Here is a 20,219-nt window from a genome sequence, read left to right as displayed (position 1 = left end):
ATCGTTGTTCAGGGACGAGCGTCGGCGCTACCGAGCCGGCGATCGATCTCCGCGGAGAGGCGGTGGGCTTGAGAGAGCGCGGTGAAGTACTGCCCGCGCGCCTGCAAGAAGGTGCGCTGCGCATCCAGCACATCCAGGAAGCCGAACTTGCCCAGTTCGAAGCCGCGGCGCGCGGCCTCGTAGGCGGTCTGGGCCCCGGGGAGCACATCGCGACGCAGTGCCTCGATCTCGTCGGTGCGCGCGTCGAGCTGGTCGACAGCCTGCAGCACCTCGGAACGCAGACGCTGCTCCTCCGCTTGAGCCATCGCCTGCGCCGCGTCGCGCTTGCGCAGCGCCTGGAACTGAGCGCCCTGATTGCGGTCAAACAGCGGAATTGGGATCGAGACGCTGATCAACGGCTGCGTGCGGCCGATGTCGGGCGCGCGTTGCGCGCCAAGGCCGACCGTCACATCGGGGATGCCGCGAGCACGTTCCAGATTGAAGGCGGCTTCCGCGCGCTGAACCTCCATTTGCGCACGACGCAGGATCGGAGAGCCCTGGATGCGGTCCCCAAGGGTCTCAGCACCAGGCAGTGCCGGCAGCGCGTCAGGGCTTCCGTCGACCAGCGAGATCGACCCCTGTGGCACCCCCATCACCGCGCTCAGCGCTTTCAGGGCTGCGGTCAGGTCCGCCTGCGCCAGGCGTTGCTCGATCCGCGCGGTGGATTGCGCAACACGAGCCCGGGTCTCTTCGGTAGGCGACACCTTGCCCGCGGTCACGCGACGACCCACGGCGTCCGCGCCGTTGGTGGCGATGCGCAGAGACTCTTCGGCGACTTTCACGCGTTCCTGCGCGATCAGCACGTCGAAGAAGGCCTGGATGGCGCCGGCGCGAGTTTCAGCACGCTGCGTCTCCAACTCCAGCGCTGCGACATCGCGGGTGCGCTGAGCCAGCTCGACGCGAGCGGATCGCTTGCCTCCCAGCTCGATGGTCTGGCTGAGCGTGACCTGCGTCGTACGCGTGGCCTTGCGGGTGTCCTCAGTGCTCAGGCCGAGCGTGGGATTCGGGATCAGGCCCGCCTGACGAATCGCGCCGTCGTTGGACTCGAGCTCGTATCCGAACGAGCGCAGAAGCGGGTTCTGACGCAACGCCGTTTGCACGGCCGCATCGAGCGTTAGTCCAGATTGAGGATAGACAATACCGGCCGAGGAGCCAGCGGCAGAGGCCGCGGCTTCAGGGGTTGCGGGACGGGTTTCGCCAGCTTGGGCGAGGGCTTGAACTTGGAAGAGTGCCGCACAAGCAAGCGGCACAAGCAATCTGCGCATCAAAAACTCCAGGGTTGTGGAAACAACTCGAAGGATTCGACGAAGGCAGCGCGGCTCAAGCCGCTAGAGGAGGAACAGGAAAGAACCCGCCGCGATCGCCGAATCAGGCGATGCGCCAATTGGGGCGTTCCGGATGGTCCGGAGCGCGGGTCGAGAAGACTTGCTCGCTCAGTCCGCGCATGACGTGCGCGCTGAGATCTGCGAGCGCCATGCTGCTGCCTGAGACCGGCTTGGCAGCACTGAGATGGCACGTTCCGCAGTCGTTGTCCAAGCCGACTTTCCCCTGCTTGGTCTTGTCGCCAGACAGAGGCTTCTTGCCTTGGGCCAGCTGACCGGCGTCGGCGTGCGAATGCACGTGATGGCCGAAGTGGCTAGCTTCGCTCGAACTCTCGTGCTCGCAATAGGCCGCCGCTGCACCCCAGGTGAACTGGAAGGGCATCAGGACCAGCAAGAAGATGGAGAGCCAGCGACGCATGGGGCGCAGTCTAGTAGAAGCCGACGGTTCAGCGGAACCGTCGGTCTAGCCTTTAGGGGACACGAGTGGGCAATCGGGCACAGCCCGATGGGACTCAGCTGCCTTCGGACTCGTTGCGGCTGACGTAGACCGTGAAGTTCGCGTTAGCGAAGCCTTCCGGTGCGATAACGGGCAGGTTCACGGCGCGATGTTGCGCCGAGTCGAACTTCCACGTGAAGGTCTTGGCACCGTCGCGGAACTCGACGATCTCGCCGCAGTCGACGTTGACAAAACCGCCGTGCTTGACGTTGACCACCTTGGCGGCCTTCACGGCGGCGACGGGCACGCCGTGAGGCGATCGGCCGTTCATCATGAGTTCCGACTGGGTTGCAGCTTGGGCGCCAGCGGTCAGCATCACAGCGGCAATGGCGGAGAGGATCGACACGGAAACCTTCACTTTCTGTACTCCTTATTCGTGAACGTGACCTCCGACGGAGGCGACATGACGTTCATCGCGGAGTGAACTTTAGGAGTCGGCACCTTCCAGCAAACCGTGCGTCTTGATTACAAAACTGTCAGCTTCTGAGGGTGGCTCTGTCCGCCACAGGCGCACCTTGAGCACCAGCGGGCTGGCCTTCATCTTCCGTGCGGGCAACCTCCTTCAGCGGTGCCATCCAGCGCAGCGTTGCGTAGGTCACCAGGCTGAGGATCACGGCGATGTCGTACAGACCGTATCCCACCGCGCCCCCGACCGCGCCGGTCGCCCAAAGGCTTGCCGCAGTCGCAGTTCCCGAAGCGCCTGCAGAGTGCTTCAGGATCGCTCCACCTCCGATGAAGCCGACGCCGGTGATGAGACCCTCCAGGATGCGAGCCTGACCGATCGACTCGATGCCCAGCACGCGGATGGCCACCAGGACGAAGCCACAACTGGCGATGGCCACGAGAGGGAAGGTGCGTATGCCGGCGCTGCGCTCCTTGCGCTCCCGGTCCCAGCCGATTGGCAAGGCGAGCGCATAGGCGATCGCCAAGTCCATCACGTGGGAGGCGATCTCGACCCAATTCACTTGACCCGTCATGTGTGGCTCCTGGCCGTTTGATAGTGAGAACGATCGGCAACGCGGCGAGCGCTAAGCATTCCTGACAACACCGTAATCGCGCCGTCAGCGGCTTGCCCGCAGCGGCAACTCATCATGGCGACGCACTGGGCAGCCACCTGGCCCCCAGCCCGCCAACCACGATGTATCGGAGCGACCATGTCCATTCTTCGCCGCCTGTTCAGCGGTCACCACAGCGGTGGCCACGGACGAAGTGATCACCACGGCGGGCATCGCAGTCTCGGCGACCCGAGGTACGACTCTCATGGGAGTCGGAATCCGGGATGGTCTGAACCGTCGCAGCTGCCAGCGGCGCGCTCCAACGAACAAACCATCGCCTGCATGCGCTGCGGCGTGAGCAATAACGCTGCAGGCCGCTTCTGTACCCAGTGCGGTTTTTCGCTGCGCCCGATGGCTTGTGGCAAGTGCGCCGAACCGCTCGGCACGGAAGGCAAGTTCTGCCCAAATTGCGGCACACCCATTCCCGCTTCAACTCCCGCTTCATCTGGTTGAACCCCGCTCGTCCGTGCGCTCGACCTGCAATGGCGTTGACTCGCCTTGAGCGAGATCTTCGATCGGTGCTTCGCAGGACCCTGGCTTGACGAAAACGAACCGAGGGTCTGATGTCGGTCGGGTCGTTTCCGCCGGCAGCAGCAGGATCCAGCCCCGATGGTTGCTCCGGTAGCTGGCCAGGGCATAGGGCGCGGTCGTGTCTTCGGGTCGGCGGCAATCCAGCGACGCAGCCGGCACCTTGAACTCTGCCGCGGGGCGCACCGCCCAAAGCGTCGCAAGACGCCAACCCTGGCTTTCGAGGTGAGTCGGAACCCCTGGCGTCGTACATCCCCACAGGAAGAGCGCCAGCGTCACCAGGACGATGCCCCAGTGAGGCCGGTGCCGATCGATCTGCTTGGCTCGCCCCATTTCCACCACCCTGTGCCCGTCGATTGCCGAGAAGGGTCGAACTGTGGAACTGGCAGCCCCGCCAAACACTGACCGCTGGATTACAAGACTGACAACTTCCGATCGTTCGAGGTCCCAGCTCCTCACGATCGGACCAAGGAACTCTGATGACGACACGCATTTCCCCTCGGGCCGGCGAGCCAGCGCGCGAGGAGGACCTCATCGATGTGAGCGCCCTTCGGGGCGCCTATTTCTCACTGATCCCCAACTCCGAAGAGCCACAGCAACGCGTGCGGTTCGGCACCTCCGGGCACCGCGGCTCGTCCTTGGATGGCTCTTTCAATGAGCGGCACATCTGGGCGATCACGCAGGCCATCTGTGACTATCGAAAGAGGGCGGGGACGACAGGCCCACTCTTCCTTGGCATCGACACGCATGCGTTGTCCCTGCCGGCGCGTACGAGTGCCCTGGAGGTCCTCGCGGCCAACGGCGTAGATGTCCGTGTGGCGCCGTCAGGCCAGTTCACGCCAACGCCCGCTGTTTCCCTCGCCATCCTCGACTTCAACCGGATGCACGCACCCGGTCCGCTGGCCGACGGCATCATCGTGACGCCCTCCCACAACCCACCGCGGGACGGCGGGTTCAAGTACAACCTTCCCCACGGAGGGCCGGCCGACAGCCACGCCGCCTCGGTGATCGAGGAGTTGGCCAACCAGCATCTTGCGGAGCACTGCAAGCGCGTAAGACGCATTGAAGTCACCAGGCCCTTGGCCTCTGGCGCCGCGCGTCCCTACGACTTTCTGCAGCGCTACGTGGTGGCGCTGAGCCACGTCATCGATCTGCAAGCGATTCGAGATTCGGGGCTTCGCATCGGGGTCGACCCGATGGGTGGCGCCGGCGTCATGTATTGGGAAGCGATCGCCGACCGTTATCGCCTCCCGTTGACCGTGGTCAACGCCAACATCGACCCTACGTTTTCGTTCATGCCGCTGGACTGGGACGGCCAGATCCGCATGGATCCGTCTTCCGCATTCGCCATGCAGGCGCTCACGCGTCAGTGTTCCTTGTTCGACGTCGCGTTTGCCTGCGACACCGATCATGACCGGCATGGCGTCGTATGTCCGAGCAGCGGTCTGCTGCCGCCCAACCATTTTCTCAGCGTCGCGACGGATTATCTGCTGATGCACCGACCCCAATGGCCCATGGCGGCGGCGGTGGGAAAGACCGTGGTGACCACGTCCATGATCGACCGAGTCGCGCAGGCCAGGGATCGCCGCATCCTGGAGACGCCGGTGGGTTTCAAATGGTTCGCCCAGGGTCTCTATGACCGCGAACTGGCGATGGCATGTGAAGAGAGCGCCGGAGCGTCGTTCCTAAGGCGCGACGGTTCGGTGTGGACAACGGAGAAGGACGGAATCGTGGCGGGTCTGCTCGCCGCGGAGATCACCGCGCGTGCCGGGGCGGATCCTGGGCTGTACTACCGCACGTTGAGTGCCACGCTAGGGTCGACCTGGTCAGATCGCATCGACGCTCCCGCTACTCGCCATCAGCGAGCTCGGCTGTCCAACGCGAAAGCCGAGGACTTTCAGCGGCTGATGCTCGTCGGCGATGAGATCACGCAAGTGCAAACGCGAGCGCAGGGCAATGATCAGCCAATCGGCGGCGTCAAGCTGACTTCGCGCCGCGGCTGGGTCGCAATGCGCCCCTCTGGCACCGAGGACGTATACAAAATCTACGGAGAGAGCTTCGAAAGCAACGAGCACCTTCAAAAGCTGCTTTGCGACGCAGGGTCGATCGCTGATCGCAGCATGGCTGATGCAAACCGCTAACGGCGGGGCCATCGCGCGCCCCCGATTGCCGCGCCCTGTTCGTGAGCAGGTCTCGCGACTGGTCACATCCGAGAGGATTGCACGGGCGCTGGGCGCCAGTGCTGGACCCTTAAGTGGCACCTTGCCTCAGCGCGAGGCTTTGGTCGGTCTACCGTCGCTGGTGGCCAGAGCGCGTTCAATCTTGGCCTTCACCGAGTCTTGCGGAACATCGATATAGCGCATGGCTGAACCTACGTCGCGCCACCCCACATGCTCCATGAGTTCCTTCAAGTCCCACCCGTTGGCGCTCGCCCAGCCTGCGAAGCCGCGGCGCAGCGAATGGCTGGAATAGGTGTCGGCTTCTTGAACCTGCGCATCCTTGAGGATCCGTCGCAACAGCGGGAGCACCGCCTGGCTGGTCATCTGCTCATGAGCAATGTTTCCCCACCTGTCGATACCTGGGAAGACAGGCCCGGTGGTTCTGCCGCTGAGTTCGAGCCAGTCCAGGTAGGCGTCGACGGGACATAGCCGCGACAGCGCCGGACAACGGAATGCTCGATCGTCTTCCTCGTCTGAAGTCTTCGTTCGTCCTGGCCTGCACGTTAGCCCTTGACCGCGCAGGGCTTGGACTTCCTCGATGCGCATCCGCGCAAGCTCGTCCGACCGGAACGCTCGCCAGAACCCGAGCAGCAGCAGGGATCGATCGCGCGCGCGGCGCAGCGCTTCAGCACGGCGACCACTCTCGACCGCTGCGACTTGCGCTTGCAACAGCCATTCGCATGCCTTCTCCAAGACGTCGAGTTGAAGAGGCCGTGCTTGACGCTGCGGAGCAGCGTGTTTAGCCCGGATTCCTCGGAGCACTTTGAGCACGAGCGGCGATCTGGTCGGATCCGCAAAGCCGTTGTCAGCGTGCCACCGCGCCAACGCAGCCAGATGCAGCCTCAAGGTGCTGATCTTGTAGACGGTGGCGTGTTCCGCCAGGTACCTGGCGACGGTATCGATCGTCGCTGGGAGCAGCCCCTTCCACTCCACTTCGAAGTGCCGAAGCGCCGACGCGTAGCTGCGTGTCGTGTTCTCACGATCGGCGGCATCGATGTAGTGCTGGACGTTGGCGTTCATGAAGAAGCAACCGTGTTATCGCCTTGCATTGGCTGCTGCATCATCTGCACGACTTGGCGAAGGTCGTATCGGGCGACGCTGTGCGTCTGGTAGTCGACCGCGTAGAAGACGTGAAAGTCTAAGTTCTGCGCCGGCAGGTCTTCAGTGAGTAGAACGATCCGGGAAGCCCCACCATAAAAGCTACAGCCGAAGGCAAGCCCATGTCCCTGCGTCCCTGGGTTGGGCATGGGCGCCAGCATCATCCAGTGCCGCTGAGCGAAGATTCGCCGCAGCATTGGCAACAGGCCTTCGGTCTCCCTCCACTCCGACATGAGAAGTTCAGGGCTGCCCGTGCGAACGGCCGAGCGAACGACGTCGAACCGCGGGTGTCGGCAGAATTCCGCGCCTTGTTCCAGGGCGAGGAGATTGAAGCCGATCTTGGCGATCAACCGGGCCACGTCTTCCTCCAGTGGCGAGTGGCCCGTGACCCTGATCTGCGGCTGCTGGATGTCAGTCTCTCGCGCCACGGACGACAGGGACTGCTGGAGCGTGGGCAAGTTGCGACGGAGGAGCGTCGCCAACGTCGCCGCCGCACTCACATCGCGCTCCTTGACTTGAAAAACGATGGAGCCGTTCTGTCGCTCAAGAGCCCTCGGAAGGCTGCCTGTGTCGGGCTGCGGTGATTCCATCCAGATCGCGTCCTTGCCTGGCTTGCCTTCAGTCCGCGCGCCGACGTGCTCATAGGCGCCGCCGTTCCAGCGCAGATCCTCAAAGGTGAGCGACTTTTCAGAATCCAGGCGCTTGAGCACGAGCTCGATGCGCTCGCCCAACACCCGGTCCAGACGCTGCAAGAACACGCCCACCTTGGCGCGATCGCTTCCGTTGCCCTCCAACTCACGGCCGCGAAGGGTGAGCTGCGGCAGGATCTCTGGCGCCAGACCCGTCCCAAGCGCGATTTCCAGCGCGCGCCCATCCTCGGTCAACAGCTTGGCGGAGGACATCTCAAAGGTCGGCGCGCGCGTCTTGCTTCCCCTAGACCGCCCGTGCGGCTGCAGCGCCAGGCGTCCAAGACCGATATCGCCGCGACGCAGCACTCGGACCTCCAGGTCTCGCGAGAAGAAGTCGTTGCACGCCTTGCACACCAAATCTTCGAGCACGAACTCGTCACCCGCGCCCAAGCCAGCCGGGATCGCATGCTCGGCGTTGAACGGTCCATCCTGGCCACAGTAAATGCATCCTTGGTGTAGGAGCGTCATCGTGCTTTGGTGCCTTCGTGAGTGATGCGTTGCCGTGTTGACCTACTGACCGCCTTGCCCCATTGCTGCGATGGCGGCGCGGGCGGCAGCGCGCGCCTCGTCCGCAGTGGGGTGCTCGCCCGTAAGAGGGATGCGGATCACATCGTTGTCATCGCCCAAGCGCGTTCTCAATCCCAATACCAACACGGCCCGGAACTGGTCCGGTTCGACAGCCTCGACATCCACTTCGGCCCAGAAGTCCTCATCCATCTTTGTGGTCTCGTCAGCCTCAGGAATTTCAAGGGTGCCCCGTGCGGGGCACTTGCTGAACGGACTACCCGCGCGTAGAGCGCTTAGCCCACCAACTCATGGGCTTGCGATAGGTCCCGCATGGATTATCCGATTCGGGGCCGAGATCGGCTTTAAGTCGCCAAGTCGCACGTTACCTGGAGCTCGCCGACGCGAGAGCGCGAAGCGGTCCACCATGCGAGTCGATGGCGAAGTTTGGTGTCGGATCACAGGACAACGCCGTTTGAATTATGGCGTTTTCCCATAATTTCTCTTCCCTCTGATCCTGTGCTGTTGCAGTCGCCGCCGCAACAGGATGAGAAGCCCGCTCCACAGTGAGAAGTACCAGTTGTTCCTTGAGGAGCTGAACGCCCTCAGGGCTGAGGCCGGCCTCAGCCAGATGGAGTTGGCGGAGCGCATGCAGATCGGCCAGGACATCGTCAGCCGTTGCGAGTCCGGGCGTCGGCGCGTCGACGTGTTCGAGCTGGCCCTATGGACGCATGCCTGCGGAACCACGCTCGAAGCGTTTGTCAAACGTCTTGACGAGCGAATTCAGCGTCATCAGTTTCCCAGCCTCCTGTAGCCGCAGACCGGTTATGGAAAGTGTCGGAGCACGACCCGAAGGCTGTATGCGCGTTGCTCGGAGCTGCTGGGACTGGCCAGGACACGGCTGAAGAGCATTCGCACCTGAAAGAGTACGCCGGCGTAGGGATCGAGCTCGCTTGGCTCGGTGGCGTCAAAGTGCCGCAGGAAGTCCAGCGACGGATAACTGGCCAGCAGCTCGCCGGCAGCTGCGCGCCAGTCCGCCGTCAAGCTGGGGTCCACGCTGAACTCCTTCAGCATCTCACGCCCCCACAGAAGGTTGCGGCGCCTCTCGTCCGGAGTAGTCATCCCCAGGCCTTGTCCGATCGTCGTGCGGGTCGATGGCTGGGGCGATTCATTCGTCGCTCGCGGGCCCAGCAAGAAGCAGTTGGCTGAGCTGTGTTCGAGCCGTCCGCGCCGCACGCTTGCGCGACTTCCCCGTCTTGGGACGCATCCTCAGCGCATCCAGTCGGCGCAAGTCTGCGTCGAGTTCCTTGAGGAAGCGCATGAAGCCATAGTCCAGTGCTTCCAACCAATCTCGCAGGCCGATGATGTCCAAGCGAGTTTGACCGCTCTCGACGTAGCTCACCGCGCCTTGGCTTCGGCCGATCAGAAGCGCGAGGTCAGCCTGGCGCAAGCCGCGGGACTCCCGAAGCTTGCGCAGCTTTTCCAGAAATATCTCGTTGTGTCGGCTGTGCAGAGTTTTGGCCATGGATCGCTCTCAGCCTCGCACCGTATCCGAGCCCGCGCCGTATCAAAAATTTGGATATGGACGGGGGCCGCGAACAATTGTCCGCATGTCAACAATCGCGCCGACCAACCCTAGTTGTTTGCGGCATCAGACTGATGTTTCTTTCGCTTCCGCAGTACGAGTTTCAGATGCCCGCAGGCCTCAACGTCCCGGGTGGCAAGCACTGGCGGGTCGTCGAGATGCCGCTGCACGCCCCCTGGTACTTGTTGACCGTAGAACAGGTCGATACCGGCAACCTAGATTGGGCGATCAGCCACACCCTGTGCATCGCCTGGGAGACCGATTTGGCCGACGCGATCAAGTCCATCGAAGCCTCCCGCATACGAGGACTCGTCGCCATGATTCCGGCCTGGGCATCGCCGACGGGCCAATGGTCGTCGCGGCAGATCAACGAAGTCTGGCTCGACAGCAGCGAGGCCGGCAAGTTCGTCACCCTCTTGGATGTGTCCGGCAAGAAGCTAGAGGCCGGCATCCTGATCGAGCCGCCGAAGGCCGGCCCCAGCGGAGAGCTGCTGCTGCGGTTGAACGGCGGATCCCGAGCGCTACGGCCAAGATCGGCTGGATCGGGACGGACCAGGCGTCGTTCATCCCATGCGAAATAGGCGTCCGCTCTCATGTGGGCCGCGGAAAGTGCGGTTGATGCCCAGCGCTAGAACGGGCGCCAGTTCACCAACGTCACCGTCCACTTCTCCGAGATGAACGCGGAGCGATATTTCGAGATCCGTAAAGGGATCATGCTGAACTTTATGACCGCTCGAGACCAGTACGACGAACTGATCGAACCTGGTCAGGGACACCTGATGTTCAACGGGGAGTCCATCCACTGGGTTATCGATGGCGAGCGGCGCATGTCCATCACGATCAACTGGGCGATCCAGTTCTGGCTCAACGATCGCAGCATCGTCGAGAACCCAGCACTGGGCAGCGGGCCGGGCGCAGCTTGATCGCAAGACTGCAAGGTATCAAGCCATGGCGTCCAATGCCTCAAGGAGACGACGCACTTCCGGGCTGCTTACCGTGGACGGTGGTGCTTCCTCCTTGATCTCCGGAGGCATGGGCCAGGCCCACAGCACTTGCACATGCGAGGTCTTCTGCTTCCTGTTCCAGAACTCTTCATGGCCTCCAATCAGGAGGCCACGTGATTCGATGCGCAGGAGCCGCGCCGAGAACAGCTCGACGATCGGGACGGCACTGCCTGAGGGAGGCATCAGCAGGCAGACCTGCTTACCGCGTCCGTCGCGGCCTTGATATGCGCTTTCCCGCATCAGAAGATGGCCCGCAAGCGGAACTTCCGCCCGCAGCTCTTCTATAGGAAGCCGGATCCCTTGGCGCCGAAGTCGAAGTGCCCGAACCAACATGATGAATACTGTATTTGCATACAGTATAGTAGGGCTCCAACTTCAAAGGGCTCGCATGCTGCTGGACCTGAACGACGCGTCGACGATCGTCGAGTGGTGGGTGGTTTACCCGCAACGGCATGGTGCGCTTCTTGCGGACTGGGCCCAGCGACGGCCCGAGCACAGGGGCGCCATCCTGGAAGCTCGACGTCGCATCAATGCCGACCCTGCCAAGCGCGGCCTGCTTGAACGAAGCCGGGCTGAGTTGCGGCGCGACGGCGAGGCAGTCGCACCCCCAACGCACGATGAACTGGCCGCCGGCGAGGTGGAGCTGGCCGCGGCACCGTGAGCCACGCGCATTTGGCGGCGGACCTGGCTGCGAAGGCGGTGGCTGAACTTGAGTTCGAGTTCACGCTGCAGGTGGAACTGGCCGAGCATGACCCCGTGATGGAGTCGCTGATGCAGCGGCTGGACGACGCTGGATGCTTTGACACGCTGGTCGGAGCCGGCGCGACGTGCTCGGTAGAACTTCAGTTCATCACGCCAGCGCGCACGGCCCAAGAGGCCTTGAACGGAGCCGCTGCGCAAGTTCAGCGGGCGTTCCAGGGCGCCAAGGTCACACGCATCGTCCCGGCGCCCGACACCCCTTCGACGGGATCGGCATAAGTCATTCAGCTTCGGGGAGGCGGCCCCTTGCGATCAGCCACAACGATCGCCGGCGCTCCCTTGGCCGTGATGCCAGGACGCTCGGTCAGAGTGTTGGTCGCCGAATCGAAGACCCATTGCTTCAGCCGGCGCTTCGGCTCATCGACGGGCGGCGTCTCTAGGGCTGAAGGCAACAGGCTGGACATCAACAGGGCGCCCTCGGCTGTTGGCGCCTTGGCGAACTTGGCCTGGGCTTCAGCAAGAATGCGTGCGCGATCCGGCGCCTCGGATTCGACCGAGAACTTGGCGTGGTAGACGACCGTCAGCGCTGCCAAGTCCGGCCGCCCGAGCTTGTCGAAAGATTGCTCGGCTTCGCGGTACAGAGTCTCGGCCTTGGCGAAGTCACCGCGCTTGAGCGCAATGAGTCCTTCGGTTGCCTTCAGGTATGGCGCCAGGGACGCATCCTTGACACGTCGCACGGCAACCTCCGCCTGGTCGGTTTCTCCCAAAGCGGCCTTGGCGAACGCCAGATTTACGAATAGGCCCTCATCGCTGGGATCCGCGATCAGGCCCCGGCGAACCCACTGGACCGCTTTGCCGTACTCTGCCTGCAACGAGTAGAGCATCGTCAGGAACTGGATTGGACGGCTGGAGAAAGGCTCCTCGGAATGCCACCGCATCGCGTGGGCCTCGGATGCCACTGCGTCATGGCCTGACCACGCCTGCAAGAGCTGCGCTTCCGACGACCGCTTCACCGCCATGGTGACGGTAGGCTCATCCAGGTCGATGCCCATCTTCGAAGCGTCGGTCACCGCCTGAGCCACGATGTTGTCGGTGGGATTGAGCAGCGCCTTGCGCAGCAGCTGCCGTGCTTCTTTGAGGCGGCCAGCCGCCAACTCGGTGTTCACCAAAGCTCCGGCCATTTCGGCCAAGTGCCGCGGGTGCAGATGAGCCTCCTTGATCAAACGCGCAGCTGGCGTAGCCATCGTGGACGGCGAGCCAGCCGCGTCTGCGAGCGCAATCTCGCTGGCCATCAGCCAAGGATCTTTGCGAGTACCGGGGTGACGCGTGATGATGCGGTGCGCCCGGTCAAATTCGCCCCGATGCACGTAGAAGCGCGCTGCGGTGCGCAATACGATGCGGCCATTTGGCGCCAACCCCATCGCGGTGATCAGCAGTCGTTCCGCTGCCTCGACCTTGCCCGCGGCGAGTTGCAACTGCGCCAAGTCCAGCAGCGCCAGCAGGTTTTCTGGCGCGATGAGCAGCTCCCGGCGCAACTGCGCCACTCGGCTTTGGAAATCGAGTTGACCTTCGGTCGTGAAATCGTCCGGTCGATCAAACTCCTCGGATACGCCACGGAAGAGTTCGCGATGGACTGGCGACACCGCCAAGCCCTTTGCCTGGGCCTCCCGCACGAGGGTCGCGATTCTGTGGTGAAGCTCGGTATCGGCAGCGAACGAGATGACGTCGCCCAGGTGCCCGGCTGTCGGGTTGGCGCGCCACGCCGCGACCGACTGCTCGAACCGTTCATGGTCAAAGCGCAGGGGCTTCGACTGAAGATTGAGCGTCGACGCGACCTCGCTGGTGTCCAGCGTCAGCGACGTCGGGCGCCAGCGCGGGATCAACCGCCTTTTGGGGAGAGACGACTTCACGGCGTTGCTTTGACTCGTTCAAGGATGCCGGCCTGGGTGGCCAGTTGTCGGAATCTGGGGACGAAGCGCTCAAGTCCAACCGGTTTGCCGGTTTGGGCGCGTGCGCGCTTGTCTCCCCGTTTGGCGGGATCCGGCTCGATCAGCTCCTTGACGATGGCGGCCAGCGAGTCCTTCAGCGAGGCCGGCACCTTTGGAACCAGGTCGTCCGAGATGATGTTCAGCTGCAGCGAACGCAGGACCAGGATCAGCGGTTCGTTGTAACCACCCGCCCACGTGCCTGGGTGCATCAGGGGCGGCAGCCGGTTCGCAACGATCGCCTGCAGCGGGGTCGCGGTGAACAGGAAGAACACGAGACTGCCCAGCATATAGGCGTCGGAGGCCTCGCGTGCGTCGGTCCATTGAGACGGCACATGGCCATACCAGCGCTCCGGCGGGGCGTATTGCCCGTCGCCGGGCCACGCCATCGCGTCGTAGGGGCCGCTGCGGTCCTTGCGAACGACTCGACCCAAATCGCCCACCTTGAACACCGAGTCCTTGGGTACCGCCATGTCGGTCATGGAGATGACGTTGGACGGTTTGACGTCCTGGTGCGACACACCGTGCCTGTGCAACTGACTCATGCCCAATGCCACGTCCGCCAGGATCGAGAAGACGGCGCTGCAGGAGAACACGCCCAGGTGGGACAACTGCTTGCGCAGATCACCCGCACCGATCTCCATGATCAGGCAGTACACCCGGTTCATCGGATTGTTGGTCGGGTCGAGGTTCACATACTCATGCGAGATCAGCCGGATCAGCCGCGACAGCTTGTTCGCTTCGCACAACTCCATGGCCTCCCGCTCAAAAGTGGCGAGAGACGTCAGCTTGGTCAGCTCTGCCACGGGATCCGACGCGGCCAGTGCGTCGACGAAGTCCAGCGCCTTCACGAAGGCCTTCTGGCCGTTTCGTTCTGCGATGTAGCCGACACAGAAGTTGGAGCCTGAGCCGCCGGGTGACTTGGAGAGCTGCTGCACAAGCGTCCATCCGCTGGGCAGGGTGTGACCCGTGAGAAGGGTTGCGGGGCTTGTTGACGCTGGCGCCGGCGGGGTCGCAGTTGCGGCCGCTGGGGCCGTCGCAGCTGCGGCCGAGGTGGACGGAACGGTCATCTTCTCCTCCTTGGATCGACGCGAGCGGCGACGGATGGCGCGTTGCGTCTGCTTGTTTGCCGGAAATCGTTCGTTCGTAGGGTAAGGCGGATTTCAGCGGACTTTGCGCGGGGAACCAGGGTTCCAGACGGTTTTGGCCCCTTAGGATGGGGGTCCACGACGCATTCCTGCGATCAGGTTGAATAACCAGACATTAACCAATCTTAGTTCTCCGCGCAATTCGAGGCTTGAAAGCTCGTAATGTATTACGTACCATACACATTACGTATCACATACGAAATTGAGGGCGGACATGGCACGACCAGGTGTGAGCAAGGCAGAGGTACAACGAGCAAGGATGGGGCTGATGAAAGCCGGCAAACACCCGTCGATCGACGCGATTCGAATCGAACTGGGCAACACTGGCTCGAAGGCAACCATCTACCGGCACCTCAAGGAAATCGAGGCCGACGAGGGCGGCGTCAACTCCCCGCAGGTGTCGGTCAGCGAGGAACTGCAGGCGTTTGTTGCCAACTTGGCGGCACGGCTGGAGTACGAGGCAAAGGAGCGGCTGGACACCCTCCAGTCCGGACACGCGGCCCAACTGAAGCGCATCAGTGAGGCGCTGGACCGGTCTCAGGCCGACGCACGCACCGCGCGCCTGGAGGTCGAGCGCCTAGCGGGCGAGCTTGCCGGTGAGCGAGCGCGTAGGCAGGAACTGGAGGCGGATCTGGTGGCCGCCCGTGTGGAACGCGCTGAGCAAACGGCTCAACTCGGTGCCCAGGTCACCGGTCTCCAGGAGCAACTGAAGGCGGCCCAGGTGCACATCGCTTCGCTGGAGGAGAAGCACAACCACGCCCGGGAGGCGCTGGACCACTTCCGTCAGTCATCGCGCGACCAACGTGATCGCGAGGCGCGCCAGCACGAGCAGCAGTTGCAGTACCTGCAAGGGGAGCTGCGCGCGTCCTCCGAATCGCTGAGTGCAAAGCACACCGAACTGCGTAGCGCCTTGCAGGAGAAGGCGGACGCATTGGCTCAGTTGACGGGCGCGCGGGCCGAGAAACGCCAGCTCGACGACCTGCTCCGTGAACTCAAACCTGCCGCGCAGCGTCTGGCCATCCAGACGCAGGCCGTGGAAGACCTTCGCGCCCAGGCGGCGCAGGCAAGCAGTCAATACCAGAGCTTGCTGGCGCGCGCGACGGAACTGGGTCAGCGCAACCTAGAGCTGGAACGACAACTGGCAGCTGCCGGGGCCTCCGCGCTGGCGCACGACCAGTTGATGAAGGACGTGCTGTCGCGCATCGGGGGCGCCAGCCCAAACTCCGCGCCTGCATCAAGCTGACCCGCGAACCGCCAGCGGTCGCCTGAGCACGTGCGACTCCGACCGCCACCGCGTGTACCGCATGCAGCAGAATAGGAACGCAAGGGAGGAGAGAGGCCTTGATTCACAAAAACACCGTGTTCGTTCTAGGCGCCGGCGCTAGCTACCCCTATGGCTTTCCCCTCGGCGTCAAGCTGCGCCAGGACATCATGAAAGTGCCAGCGACGTACCTGCACGATGTGAAGTTTCTTGATCGACCAAAACCTATCGCCGTTGAACCTTCGACGACGGAGTTTTTCCAGGCCTTCATCGAATCCAAGGCCCCGTCCATTGACGCGTTCCTCGCGAATCGCATGGAGTTCGCGGAGATCGGCCGAATTGCCATCGCCAAGGTCTTGCTTGGCTACGAGGTAGTTCATCGGTTGTTTGACGACGCCAACGACGACGATTGGTACGCAGCCGTGTTCAATGCCATCCGTTGTCCTCGCGAGCACCTGGGCAGCAACAAGGTCTCGTTCGTCACCTTCAACTATGACCGCTCTTTGGAACTGGCACTGTGGAGCTTCCTGCGGCACACGTACAAGCTGACCGATGACGAAGCGTGGACAGCGACAGCGCAGTTCCCGATCGTCCACGTGTATGGCAGCCTGGGTAGCCTTAACCCCCAATCGCAGAACTTCGTTCCCTATGGGCTGGGCGGATTGCGCGACTCCGGTATCTCCTCGGCTGACGAGCAGCATCGTCAGCGTCTGGTAACCAAAGCCGCGTCGCAGATCCGGGTGATTCCAGAGCACCGCGGGGACCAGCACTCCGAGGGCTTCGATCGGGCCAAGAAGATCATCTCGGAGGCCGAACGCCTTGTCTTTCTGGGCTTCGCGTTTGACGACCTGAACGTGACCCGGCTGAGCCCGGACCTGCAGGGCGCGATGAACGCAATCGTTGATGCCCTCGACGGTGATGCCCCTCGCTTCGCCGGCACGGTCTTTGGCTTGCGGGATGCCGAAATCCGTCGCGTCGCCAAGCTGATCACACCGGCGTCCAAACGCTTGTCCACCATGCAAGGCCTGCATGCGATGAGATCCACCGACATGCTGCGCCACACCGGCATCCACATCTGCGACTGACACGCCGGCTGCCCTTGCACATGGGAACGCACAACGAGCATCACTTCATCCCGCGATTCCTTTTGAGCCGCTGGGAGGGCAACGCAGACGGACGCCTGTCCGCCATGCGATGGCTGCGGGGCGACATCTCCGAAAAACGCTACAAGGCGAGGTCTGTTGCGAAGGAGCGCGACCTCTATGCCATCGGCCGCGCGCGTGGGGAACCGAGCCAGATTCTTGAGCGAGAGTTCATGACGCTGCACGTCGACGAACCCGCGTCGCAGGTTCATCGAGCAATCTTGGACGATCAGCTCAACCGCCTCACCGAGCAACAGCAGTACGCGTGGACGCTCTTTCTGGTGTCGCTGGCCCTACGCGGTCCGGGCGCGGTTGCGCATGTGCGCGCTCGTGGCATCGAGGCCCTGGGCGACGAGCTCGACACCGGGCCCGACGACTTCCTGGAGGCGCGCGGTCCGCGGCCCGAGGCAAGCCTCAGGCGCTATGTGGAAAAGAACTCCCCAGACCTGCTCCAGGATTTCGGCACGCGCTCGCTGCCCACGCTTATCCAGACCTCGGCGCTCAACCGGACGATCTTCGAGGCTTCTTGGGTGACAAGGCGGTTCACTGGCACCTCGGAGCGGCTCCTCATTGGTGACCGGCCGCTGACGCTGTTCGGCGCGCTCAATGACAACTTCCTGCTGTACCTACCAGTGGCCCCGGACCGGGCCTTCCTGGCGTTCAACTCCCGCGAAACGGCCCGCCGCGTCGTCAAGAAAGGGGACGTGGTGTTGCTGAGGGAGTTGAACCGCTTCATGGTCGAGCAGGCAAGCGTCTACGTCTACGGCACCGATCTCGCGCACAAGCGATTGTTGCAAGCCCGTTTGGCCAAGGAGGCCGCCGGCGCGGGGCTTGGCCTCGGACCACGCCCGCAACCAGCGGCGGTCAATGCGGATTCGGGCCTCGCCGCCGCGCTGAACACTCAGAACGCATCCGAAGAGACACCTCGCACTCCAACGAAGGGGCAGAAGTGGCGAAACCCTTGATGGGACGTGCACTCCTGTGGGCCACGGCGCTCACGGACTGCCGGGACTGTCTCGATCTGGCGCAGCGGCTCCAGGGCGTTCCGGCAAGTGAGGCTCTGCACTCAACCGAAGCGCAGAGCGCGGCGCGGCACCTAATCCGGCTGGCGATCGTCTACTTCGGGCAGCTTTATACGGTCGGCTACGAGGATGGCGCCGCAGTCGCTTCGAACAAGCAGATGGCGGTGGAACTTGACGCGCTTGAGCGGGAGGCTTTCCCGCATCACATCGATCTGGCCAAGTTCCAGGCTCTGCGAGACCTCCTCATGGAGCTCCGCCACGGCACGATCGCCCACGCGGACGGAAAAGCTTTCAGCGTCCAGCATGAAAGTAATTCGGCCCGGGCACTGACCCCGCTCCTGGACCCCGCGCTACATGATGAGTTCCGCGACTCGTGCGCCAGGCTGATCCTTGCGCTGCTACGCCACGCGGCGAAGATCGCTGACGCCCCTTGAGCTTCCTCCGCGGTTCGGCGCAAAGGGGATTGGAAGCAGCAGTATCGCGAGCGGCGCTGCTCGTGCCGCTAAATCCGGAAAACAGGCCTCCGGCCCGGTTTGCAGGCTCCGTAGCATTTTCCGCATGAGCAAGCCGAACCGCGCCTCGCGCACGACGACCGCCCGTTCCACCGAGGCGACGCCGCCCCAGGGCGAGCACGCCTACCTCTGGTATTTCCGTAATGACAGTGCCATCGCTCGCTTGGGAGCGATGCTGGTCAACAACCTCGACAAGTTGCCCTGGCGCATGCTCGGGGCGATCCTGGTGGTCTCGATGGTCGGCCAACCGGGTGTGGAACTTGTAGAGCGGGGCACGCGGCGCCTGGTTAGCGCTGAAGCTGTGGCGGTGGAGACCGACGTGTCAAAGAAGCTGCTCCGTTGTAGCGACTCGGCTGCCTTCAAGCCGAGTGCGGTGAGGGATTCGCTACATCGCAAGCTACGGGCCAAGAACTTGGAACGCGAGGGCCTATGCAGCGCGACATCGAAGGCGTTGCAATCCCCTTTAAAAACACTTGAAAAATCAGACACATAGAACACATTCTGCGAATTTTCAGGAATTATGGCCAACCCTCAAAACCAACACATGATTCCTTATATGGCTTCGGACGAGACCCCTCCCCTTTCAATCCGAGCCTCAGGTTTTCCGAAATATGCAACGTATGCTCGAACTGCGGCCTTTAACTTTCGTACTCCGGCCACCGTATTTTCCGCGTTGACACAAACCGGAAAATCTAGGCTTCGCAATAGCCACGGCTGATCTGGATTGGTTGTAGGCGAAGGGTCCCGCGCAGTGCCGAACCATGATTTTATACCAAGGCCCGCGTTAAGCCGCGCCCTGCGGAGATCGGCGTCCGGTGCGAACGTACGGCGTGGTTCGCTCTTCCACGTTCCGTCATCGTGCATTCGGATCACCTGAGCGCCCATGGCCAGACGGAGTCGGTGCAACTTCTCCTCGCAACGCAATCTGTATTTCTCGCCGTTGCTCTTGACGGTCCGGTGAGCCGGCGTCCATCCCGTAATACGCCGACGGCGCGCACCAAAAGCGAGCTTTCCGCGCTCGTCGAGCCAGGCCCACCATCGTAAAGGGCTCGACAACCCAAACAGTGCGAACAGAAAACCTTCATTAGTCGAGCAATGCTCGAAAAGTTCGTCAGTCGGCCAGTCCACGAGAGCTTCGTTGGCATTGAGCCAGTCGGCAATCCAATCGGAGCATATTCCGCCACGGCTGAAGTGAATGGTCCTTCGTGTAGGCCATGCCCAGTGTTTTACAGGCTCGTCTGACGAAAAGCAATCATGCGGGTGACCTAGCACTGCCTTGAACCATCGCTTAGCGCCCGCTGAACCAACTGCGGAGCACTGCATCCAGCGCAGGATGAACCATGCTTGCTTAATATAAGGGTCCGCAGCGAGTCGTTCCCTGAAATCAACCGCTAGTTGATTCTTTCCGATCCACACCATCAACGCGACGCGGCATCCGAGGACGTGTTTCACGAGGTAGCGCCGGATGGATTTGTAAATACTTTGGTGGTTAGACGGTTTGGGATCGTTCCACTCTCTCTTGGGCGGGCGCGCCCAACGGGGCGTGCGGGGCAATGCATCGAGGCCAGAAAGCTTGATTCCAGAGCGTTCGATGCAAGGGATAAACGACGGATCATCCGGCGCTGGTACATCAACACTCGCCCAATACGGCCACCACTCTCCAAGCTCCCTTCCCCATCGATAGATGTGAGACTCCAGCGTATGCGACTCTCCGAAGACTTGTGCTGGCCCGTGATGGTAAGTCCAGAAACGTCGACTTGACGATTTCATCCAGCGGATGACGGACCGTAGCGTGGAGTCTCGAGCAGGGATGCGCACGGGCTGGCGCGCGTTGCTCATACTCATCCATTCGTTATTGCATCGGCAGATACTGAGCAAACTGCCGGTCATGAGCTTCGCTCGATCTGCGAG

General features: G+C 62.6%; 26 protein-coding genes. 12 read left to right on the top strand and 14 right to left on the bottom strand.

Features of this window, described 5'->3' with window-relative positions; translation table 11 throughout:
* Nucleotides 1-8: 8 nt before the first annotated feature.
* The 4 genes from PV762_RS27335 to PV762_RS27320 form a co-directional block, all read right to left on the bottom strand.
* On the bottom strand, nt 9-1,304 hold the full coding sequence (locus tag PV762_RS27335; RefSeq protein WP_421038151.1) for a TolC family protein: 1,296 nt from the start codon (nt 1,302-1,304) through the stop codon (nt 9-11).
* 103 nt (nt 1,305-1,407) lie between these two features.
* Nucleotides 1,408-1,779, bottom strand: coding sequence for a cation efflux protein, CzcI family (czcI, locus tag PV762_RS27330; RefSeq protein WP_421038150.1), 372 nt, complete (start codon nt 1,777-1,779; stop codon nt 1,408-1,410).
* A 94-nt stretch (nt 1,780-1,873) separates the two neighbouring features.
* A complete protein-coding gene (locus PV762_RS27325; RefSeq protein WP_421038149.1) occupies nt 1,874-2,215 on the bottom strand; it encodes a CzcE family metal-binding protein in 342 nt (113 codons plus the stop codon).
* Between the two features lie 118 nt (nt 2,216-2,333).
* On the bottom strand, nt 2,334-2,834 hold the full coding sequence (locus PV762_RS27320) for an MgtC/SapB family protein (RefSeq protein ID WP_421038148.1): 501 nt from the start codon (nt 2,832-2,834) through the stop codon (nt 2,334-2,336).
* 114 nt (nt 2,835-2,948) lie between these two features.
* Between PV762_RS27320 and PV762_RS27315 the strand changes: the two genes are divergently transcribed.
* Nucleotides 2,949-3,365, top strand: a complete 417-nt coding sequence (locus tag PV762_RS27315) for a zinc ribbon domain-containing protein (protein ID WP_421038147.1) — start codon at nt 2,949-2,951, stop codon at nt 3,363-3,365.
* On the opposite strand, the gene PV762_RS27310 is transcribed toward PV762_RS27315, so the two are convergent.
* Nucleotides 3,354-3,773, bottom strand: coding sequence for a hypothetical protein (locus PV762_RS27310; protein ID WP_421038146.1), 420 nt, complete (start codon nt 3,771-3,773; stop codon nt 3,354-3,356). The genes PV762_RS27315 and PV762_RS27310 overlap by 12 nt on opposite strands.
* A 146-nt stretch (nt 3,774-3,919) precedes the next feature.
* Between PV762_RS27310 and PV762_RS27305 the strand changes: the two genes are divergently transcribed.
* Nucleotides 3,920-5,581, top strand: a complete 1,662-nt coding sequence (locus tag PV762_RS27305; RefSeq protein WP_421038145.1) for an alpha-D-glucose phosphate-specific phosphoglucomutase — start codon at nt 3,920-3,922, stop codon at nt 5,579-5,581.
* Between the two features lie 126 nt (nt 5,582-5,707).
* Here the strand turns inward: PV762_RS27305 and PV762_RS27300 are convergent, their stop codons facing one another.
* From PV762_RS27300 to PV762_RS27290, 3 genes are read right to left on the bottom strand one after another with little or no spacing between them, the layout of a single operon-like run.
* Nucleotides 5,708-6,679 (bottom strand): tyrosine-type recombinase/integrase, encoded by a 972-nt coding sequence (locus PV762_RS27300; protein ID WP_421038144.1) that lies wholly within the window; start codon nt 6,677-6,679, stop codon nt 5,708-5,710.
* Nucleotides 6,676-7,914: a hypothetical protein gene (locus PV762_RS27295; RefSeq protein WP_421038143.1), complete on the bottom strand. Its 1,239-nt coding sequence runs from the start codon at nt 7,912-7,914 to the stop codon at nt 6,676-6,678. Before PV762_RS27295 ends, PV762_RS27300 begins: the two co-directional genes overlap by 4 nt.
* A 42-nt stretch (nt 7,915-7,956) precedes the next feature.
* Nucleotides 7,957-8,163 (bottom strand): hypothetical protein, encoded by a 207-nt coding sequence (locus tag PV762_RS27290; protein WP_377154959.1) that lies wholly within the window; start codon nt 8,161-8,163, stop codon nt 7,957-7,959.
* Nucleotides 8,164-8,530: 367 nt separating this feature from the next.
* Between PV762_RS27290 and PV762_RS27285 the strand changes: the two genes are divergently transcribed.
* Nucleotides 8,531-8,764, top strand: coding sequence for a helix-turn-helix domain-containing protein (locus PV762_RS27285; RefSeq protein ID WP_421038142.1), 234 nt, complete (start codon nt 8,531-8,533; stop codon nt 8,762-8,764).
* A gap of 11 nt (nt 8,765-8,775) precedes the next feature.
* Here PV762_RS27285 and PV762_RS27280 read toward each other — a convergent pair whose 3' ends face one another.
* Nucleotides 8,776-9,072 carry a BPSL0761 family protein gene (locus PV762_RS27280; RefSeq protein WP_421038141.1) on the bottom strand — a complete coding sequence of 99 codons (297 nt, stop codon included), beginning with the start codon at nt 9,070-9,072 and terminating at the stop codon, nt 8,776-8,778.
* 46 nt (nt 9,073-9,118) lie between these two features.
* Nucleotides 9,119-9,475: a helix-turn-helix domain-containing protein gene (locus PV762_RS27275; protein ID WP_421038140.1), complete on the bottom strand. Its 357-nt coding sequence runs from the start codon at nt 9,473-9,475 to the stop codon at nt 9,119-9,121.
* Nucleotides 9,476-9,609: 134 nt separating this feature from the next.
* On the opposite strand from PV762_RS27275, the gene PV762_RS27270 reads away from it, so the two are divergent.
* Together PV762_RS27270 and PV762_RS27265 are read left to right on the top strand one after the other, a co-directional pair.
* Nucleotides 9,610-10,116 (top strand): hypothetical protein, encoded by a 507-nt coding sequence (locus PV762_RS27270; protein ID WP_421038139.1) that lies wholly within the window; start codon nt 9,610-9,612, stop codon nt 10,114-10,116.
* Nucleotides 10,117-10,209: 93 nt separating this feature from the next.
* Nucleotides 10,210-10,458: a hypothetical protein gene (locus PV762_RS27265; RefSeq protein ID WP_421038138.1), complete on the top strand. Its 249-nt coding sequence runs from the start codon at nt 10,210-10,212 to the stop codon at nt 10,456-10,458.
* A gap of 18 nt (nt 10,459-10,476) precedes the next feature.
* Here PV762_RS27265 and PV762_RS27260 read toward each other — a convergent pair whose 3' ends face one another.
* Nucleotides 10,477-10,872 carry a hypothetical protein gene (locus tag PV762_RS27260; protein WP_421038137.1) on the bottom strand — a complete coding sequence of 132 codons (396 nt, stop codon included), beginning with the start codon at nt 10,870-10,872 and terminating at the stop codon, nt 10,477-10,479.
* Between the two features lie 55 nt (nt 10,873-10,927).
* On the opposite strand from PV762_RS27260, the gene PV762_RS27255 reads away from it, so the two are divergent.
* Complete coding sequence (locus tag PV762_RS27255) at nt 10,928-11,200, top strand: hypothetical protein (RefSeq protein ID WP_421038136.1); 273 nt, start codon at nt 10,928-10,930, stop codon at nt 11,198-11,200.
* Complete coding sequence (locus PV762_RS27250; RefSeq protein ID WP_421038135.1) at nt 11,197-11,517, top strand: hypothetical protein; 321 nt, start codon at nt 11,197-11,199, stop codon at nt 11,515-11,517. The genes PV762_RS27255 and PV762_RS27250 overlap by 4 nt, the downstream gene beginning before the upstream one ends.
* A gap of 5 nt (nt 11,518-11,522) precedes the next feature.
* Here the strand turns inward: PV762_RS27250 and PV762_RS27245 are convergent, their stop codons facing one another.
* A complete protein-coding gene (locus PV762_RS27245) occupies nt 11,523-13,148 on the bottom strand; it encodes a hypothetical protein (protein ID WP_421038134.1) in 1,626 nt (541 codons plus the stop codon).
* Nucleotides 13,145-14,161 (bottom strand): protein kinase domain-containing protein, encoded by a 1,017-nt coding sequence (locus PV762_RS27240; protein ID WP_421038133.1) that lies wholly within the window; start codon nt 14,159-14,161, stop codon nt 13,145-13,147. Before PV762_RS27240 ends, PV762_RS27245 begins: the two co-directional genes overlap by 4 nt.
* 424 nt (nt 14,162-14,585) lie before the next feature.
* On the opposite strand from PV762_RS27240, the gene PV762_RS27235 reads away from it, so the two are divergent.
* The 5 genes from PV762_RS27235 (at nt 14,586) to PV762_RS27215 (ending at nt 18,801) form a co-directional block, all read left to right on the top strand.
* Entirely contained in the window at nt 14,586-15,614 is a 1,029-nt protein-coding gene (locus PV762_RS27235; RefSeq protein ID WP_421038132.1) for a DNA-binding protein, read from the top strand.
* 98 nt (nt 15,615-15,712) lie between these two features.
* Complete coding sequence (locus PV762_RS27230) at nt 15,713-16,717, top strand: hypothetical protein (RefSeq protein WP_421038131.1); 1,005 nt, start codon at nt 15,713-15,715, stop codon at nt 16,715-16,717.
* A gap of 20 nt (nt 16,718-16,737) precedes the next feature.
* On the top strand, nt 16,738-17,739 hold the full coding sequence (locus tag PV762_RS27225) for a DUF4238 domain-containing protein (RefSeq protein WP_421038130.1): 1,002 nt from the start codon (nt 16,738-16,740) through the stop codon (nt 17,737-17,739).
* On the top strand, nt 17,739-18,230 hold the full coding sequence (locus PV762_RS27220) for a hypothetical protein (RefSeq protein WP_421038129.1): 492 nt from the start codon (nt 17,739-17,741) through the stop codon (nt 18,228-18,230). Before PV762_RS27225 ends, PV762_RS27220 begins: the two co-directional genes overlap by 1 nt.
* Nucleotides 18,231-18,354: 124 nt before the next feature.
* A complete protein-coding gene (locus tag PV762_RS27215) occupies nt 18,355-18,801 on the top strand; it encodes a hypothetical protein (RefSeq protein ID WP_421038128.1) in 447 nt (148 codons plus the stop codon).
* Between the two features lie 59 nt (nt 18,802-18,860).
* Here the strand turns inward: PV762_RS27215 and PV762_RS27210 are convergent, their stop codons facing one another.
* Nucleotides 18,861-20,198, bottom strand: coding sequence for a hypothetical protein (locus PV762_RS27210; protein ID WP_421038127.1), 1,338 nt, complete (start codon nt 20,196-20,198; stop codon nt 18,861-18,863).
* Nucleotides 20,199-20,219 lie beyond the last annotated feature (21 nt).

It is taken from the genome of Mitsuaria sp. CC2 (assembly GCF_048957715.1).
GTDB lineage: Bacteria > Pseudomonadota > Gammaproteobacteria > Burkholderiales > Burkholderiaceae_C > Roseateles.
This window is presented reverse-complemented; position numbering and strand designations above follow the sequence as displayed.

Bases quoted from the DNA above. Each gene is read 5' to 3' on its own strand.
- PV762_RS27270 (WP_421038139.1), top strand. From the start codon at position 9,610: ATGTTTCTTTCGCTTCCGCAGTACGAGTTTCAGATGCCCGCAGGCCTC.
- PV762_RS27290 (WP_377154959.1), bottom strand. From the start codon at position 8,163: ATGGATGAGGACTTCTGGGCCGAAGTGGATGTCGAGGCTGTCGAACCG.
- PV762_RS27320 (WP_421038148.1), bottom strand. From the start codon at position 2,834: ATGACGGGTCAAGTGAATTGGGTCGAGATCGCCTCCCACGTGATGGAC.
- PV762_RS27275 (WP_421038140.1), bottom strand. From the start codon at position 9,475: ATGGCCAAAACTCTGCACAGCCGACACAACGAGATATTTCTGGAAAAG.
- PV762_RS27225 (WP_421038130.1), top strand. From the start codon at position 16,738: ATGGGAACGCACAACGAGCATCACTTCATCCCGCGATTCCTTTTGAGC.
- PV762_RS27335 (WP_421038151.1), bottom strand. From the start codon at position 1,304: ATGCGCAGATTGCTTGTGCCGCTTGCTTGTGCGGCACTCTTCCAAGTT.
- PV762_RS27265 (WP_421038138.1), top strand. From the start codon at position 10,210: ATGAACGCGGAGCGATATTTCGAGATCCGTAAAGGGATCATGCTGAAC.
- PV762_RS27305 (WP_421038145.1), top strand. From the start codon at position 3,920: ATGACGACACGCATTTCCCCTCGGGCCGGCGAGCCAGCGCGCGAGGAG.
- PV762_RS27215 (WP_421038128.1), top strand. From the start codon at position 18,355: ATGAGCAAGCCGAACCGCGCCTCGCGCACGACGACCGCCCGTTCCACC.
- PV762_RS27220 (WP_421038129.1), top strand. From the start codon at position 17,739: ATGGGACGTGCACTCCTGTGGGCCACGGCGCTCACGGACTGCCGGGAC.
- PV762_RS27295 (WP_421038143.1), bottom strand. From the start codon at position 7,914: ATGACGCTCCTACACCAAGGATGCATTTACTGTGGCCAGGATGGACCG.
- PV762_RS27280 (WP_421038141.1), bottom strand. From the start codon at position 9,072: ATGACTACTCCGGACGAGAGGCGCCGCAACCTTCTGTGGGGGCGTGAG.
- PV762_RS27300 (WP_421038144.1), bottom strand. From the start codon at position 6,679: ATGAACGCCAACGTCCAGCACTACATCGATGCCGCCGATCGTGAGAAC.
- PV762_RS27235 (WP_421038132.1), top strand. From the start codon at position 14,586: ATGGCACGACCAGGTGTGAGCAAGGCAGAGGTACAACGAGCAAGGATG.
- PV762_RS27310 (WP_421038146.1), bottom strand. From the start codon at position 3,773: ATGGGGCGAGCCAAGCAGATCGATCGGCACCGGCCTCACTGGGGCATC.
- PV762_RS27260 (WP_421038137.1), bottom strand. From the start codon at position 10,872: ATGTTGGTTCGGGCACTTCGACTTCGGCGCCAAGGGATCCGGCTTCCT.
- czcI (WP_421038150.1), bottom strand. From the start codon at position 1,779: ATGCGTCGCTGGCTCTCCATCTTCTTGCTGGTCCTGATGCCCTTCCAG.
- PV762_RS27210 (WP_421038127.1), bottom strand. From the start codon at position 20,198: ATGACCGGCAGTTTGCTCAGTATCTGCCGATGCAATAACGAATGGATG.
- PV762_RS27315 (WP_421038147.1), top strand. From the start codon at position 2,949: ATGGCGACGCACTGGGCAGCCACCTGGCCCCCAGCCCGCCAACCACGA.
- PV762_RS27255 (WP_421038136.1), top strand. From the start codon at position 10,928: ATGCTGCTGGACCTGAACGACGCGTCGACGATCGTCGAGTGGTGGGTG.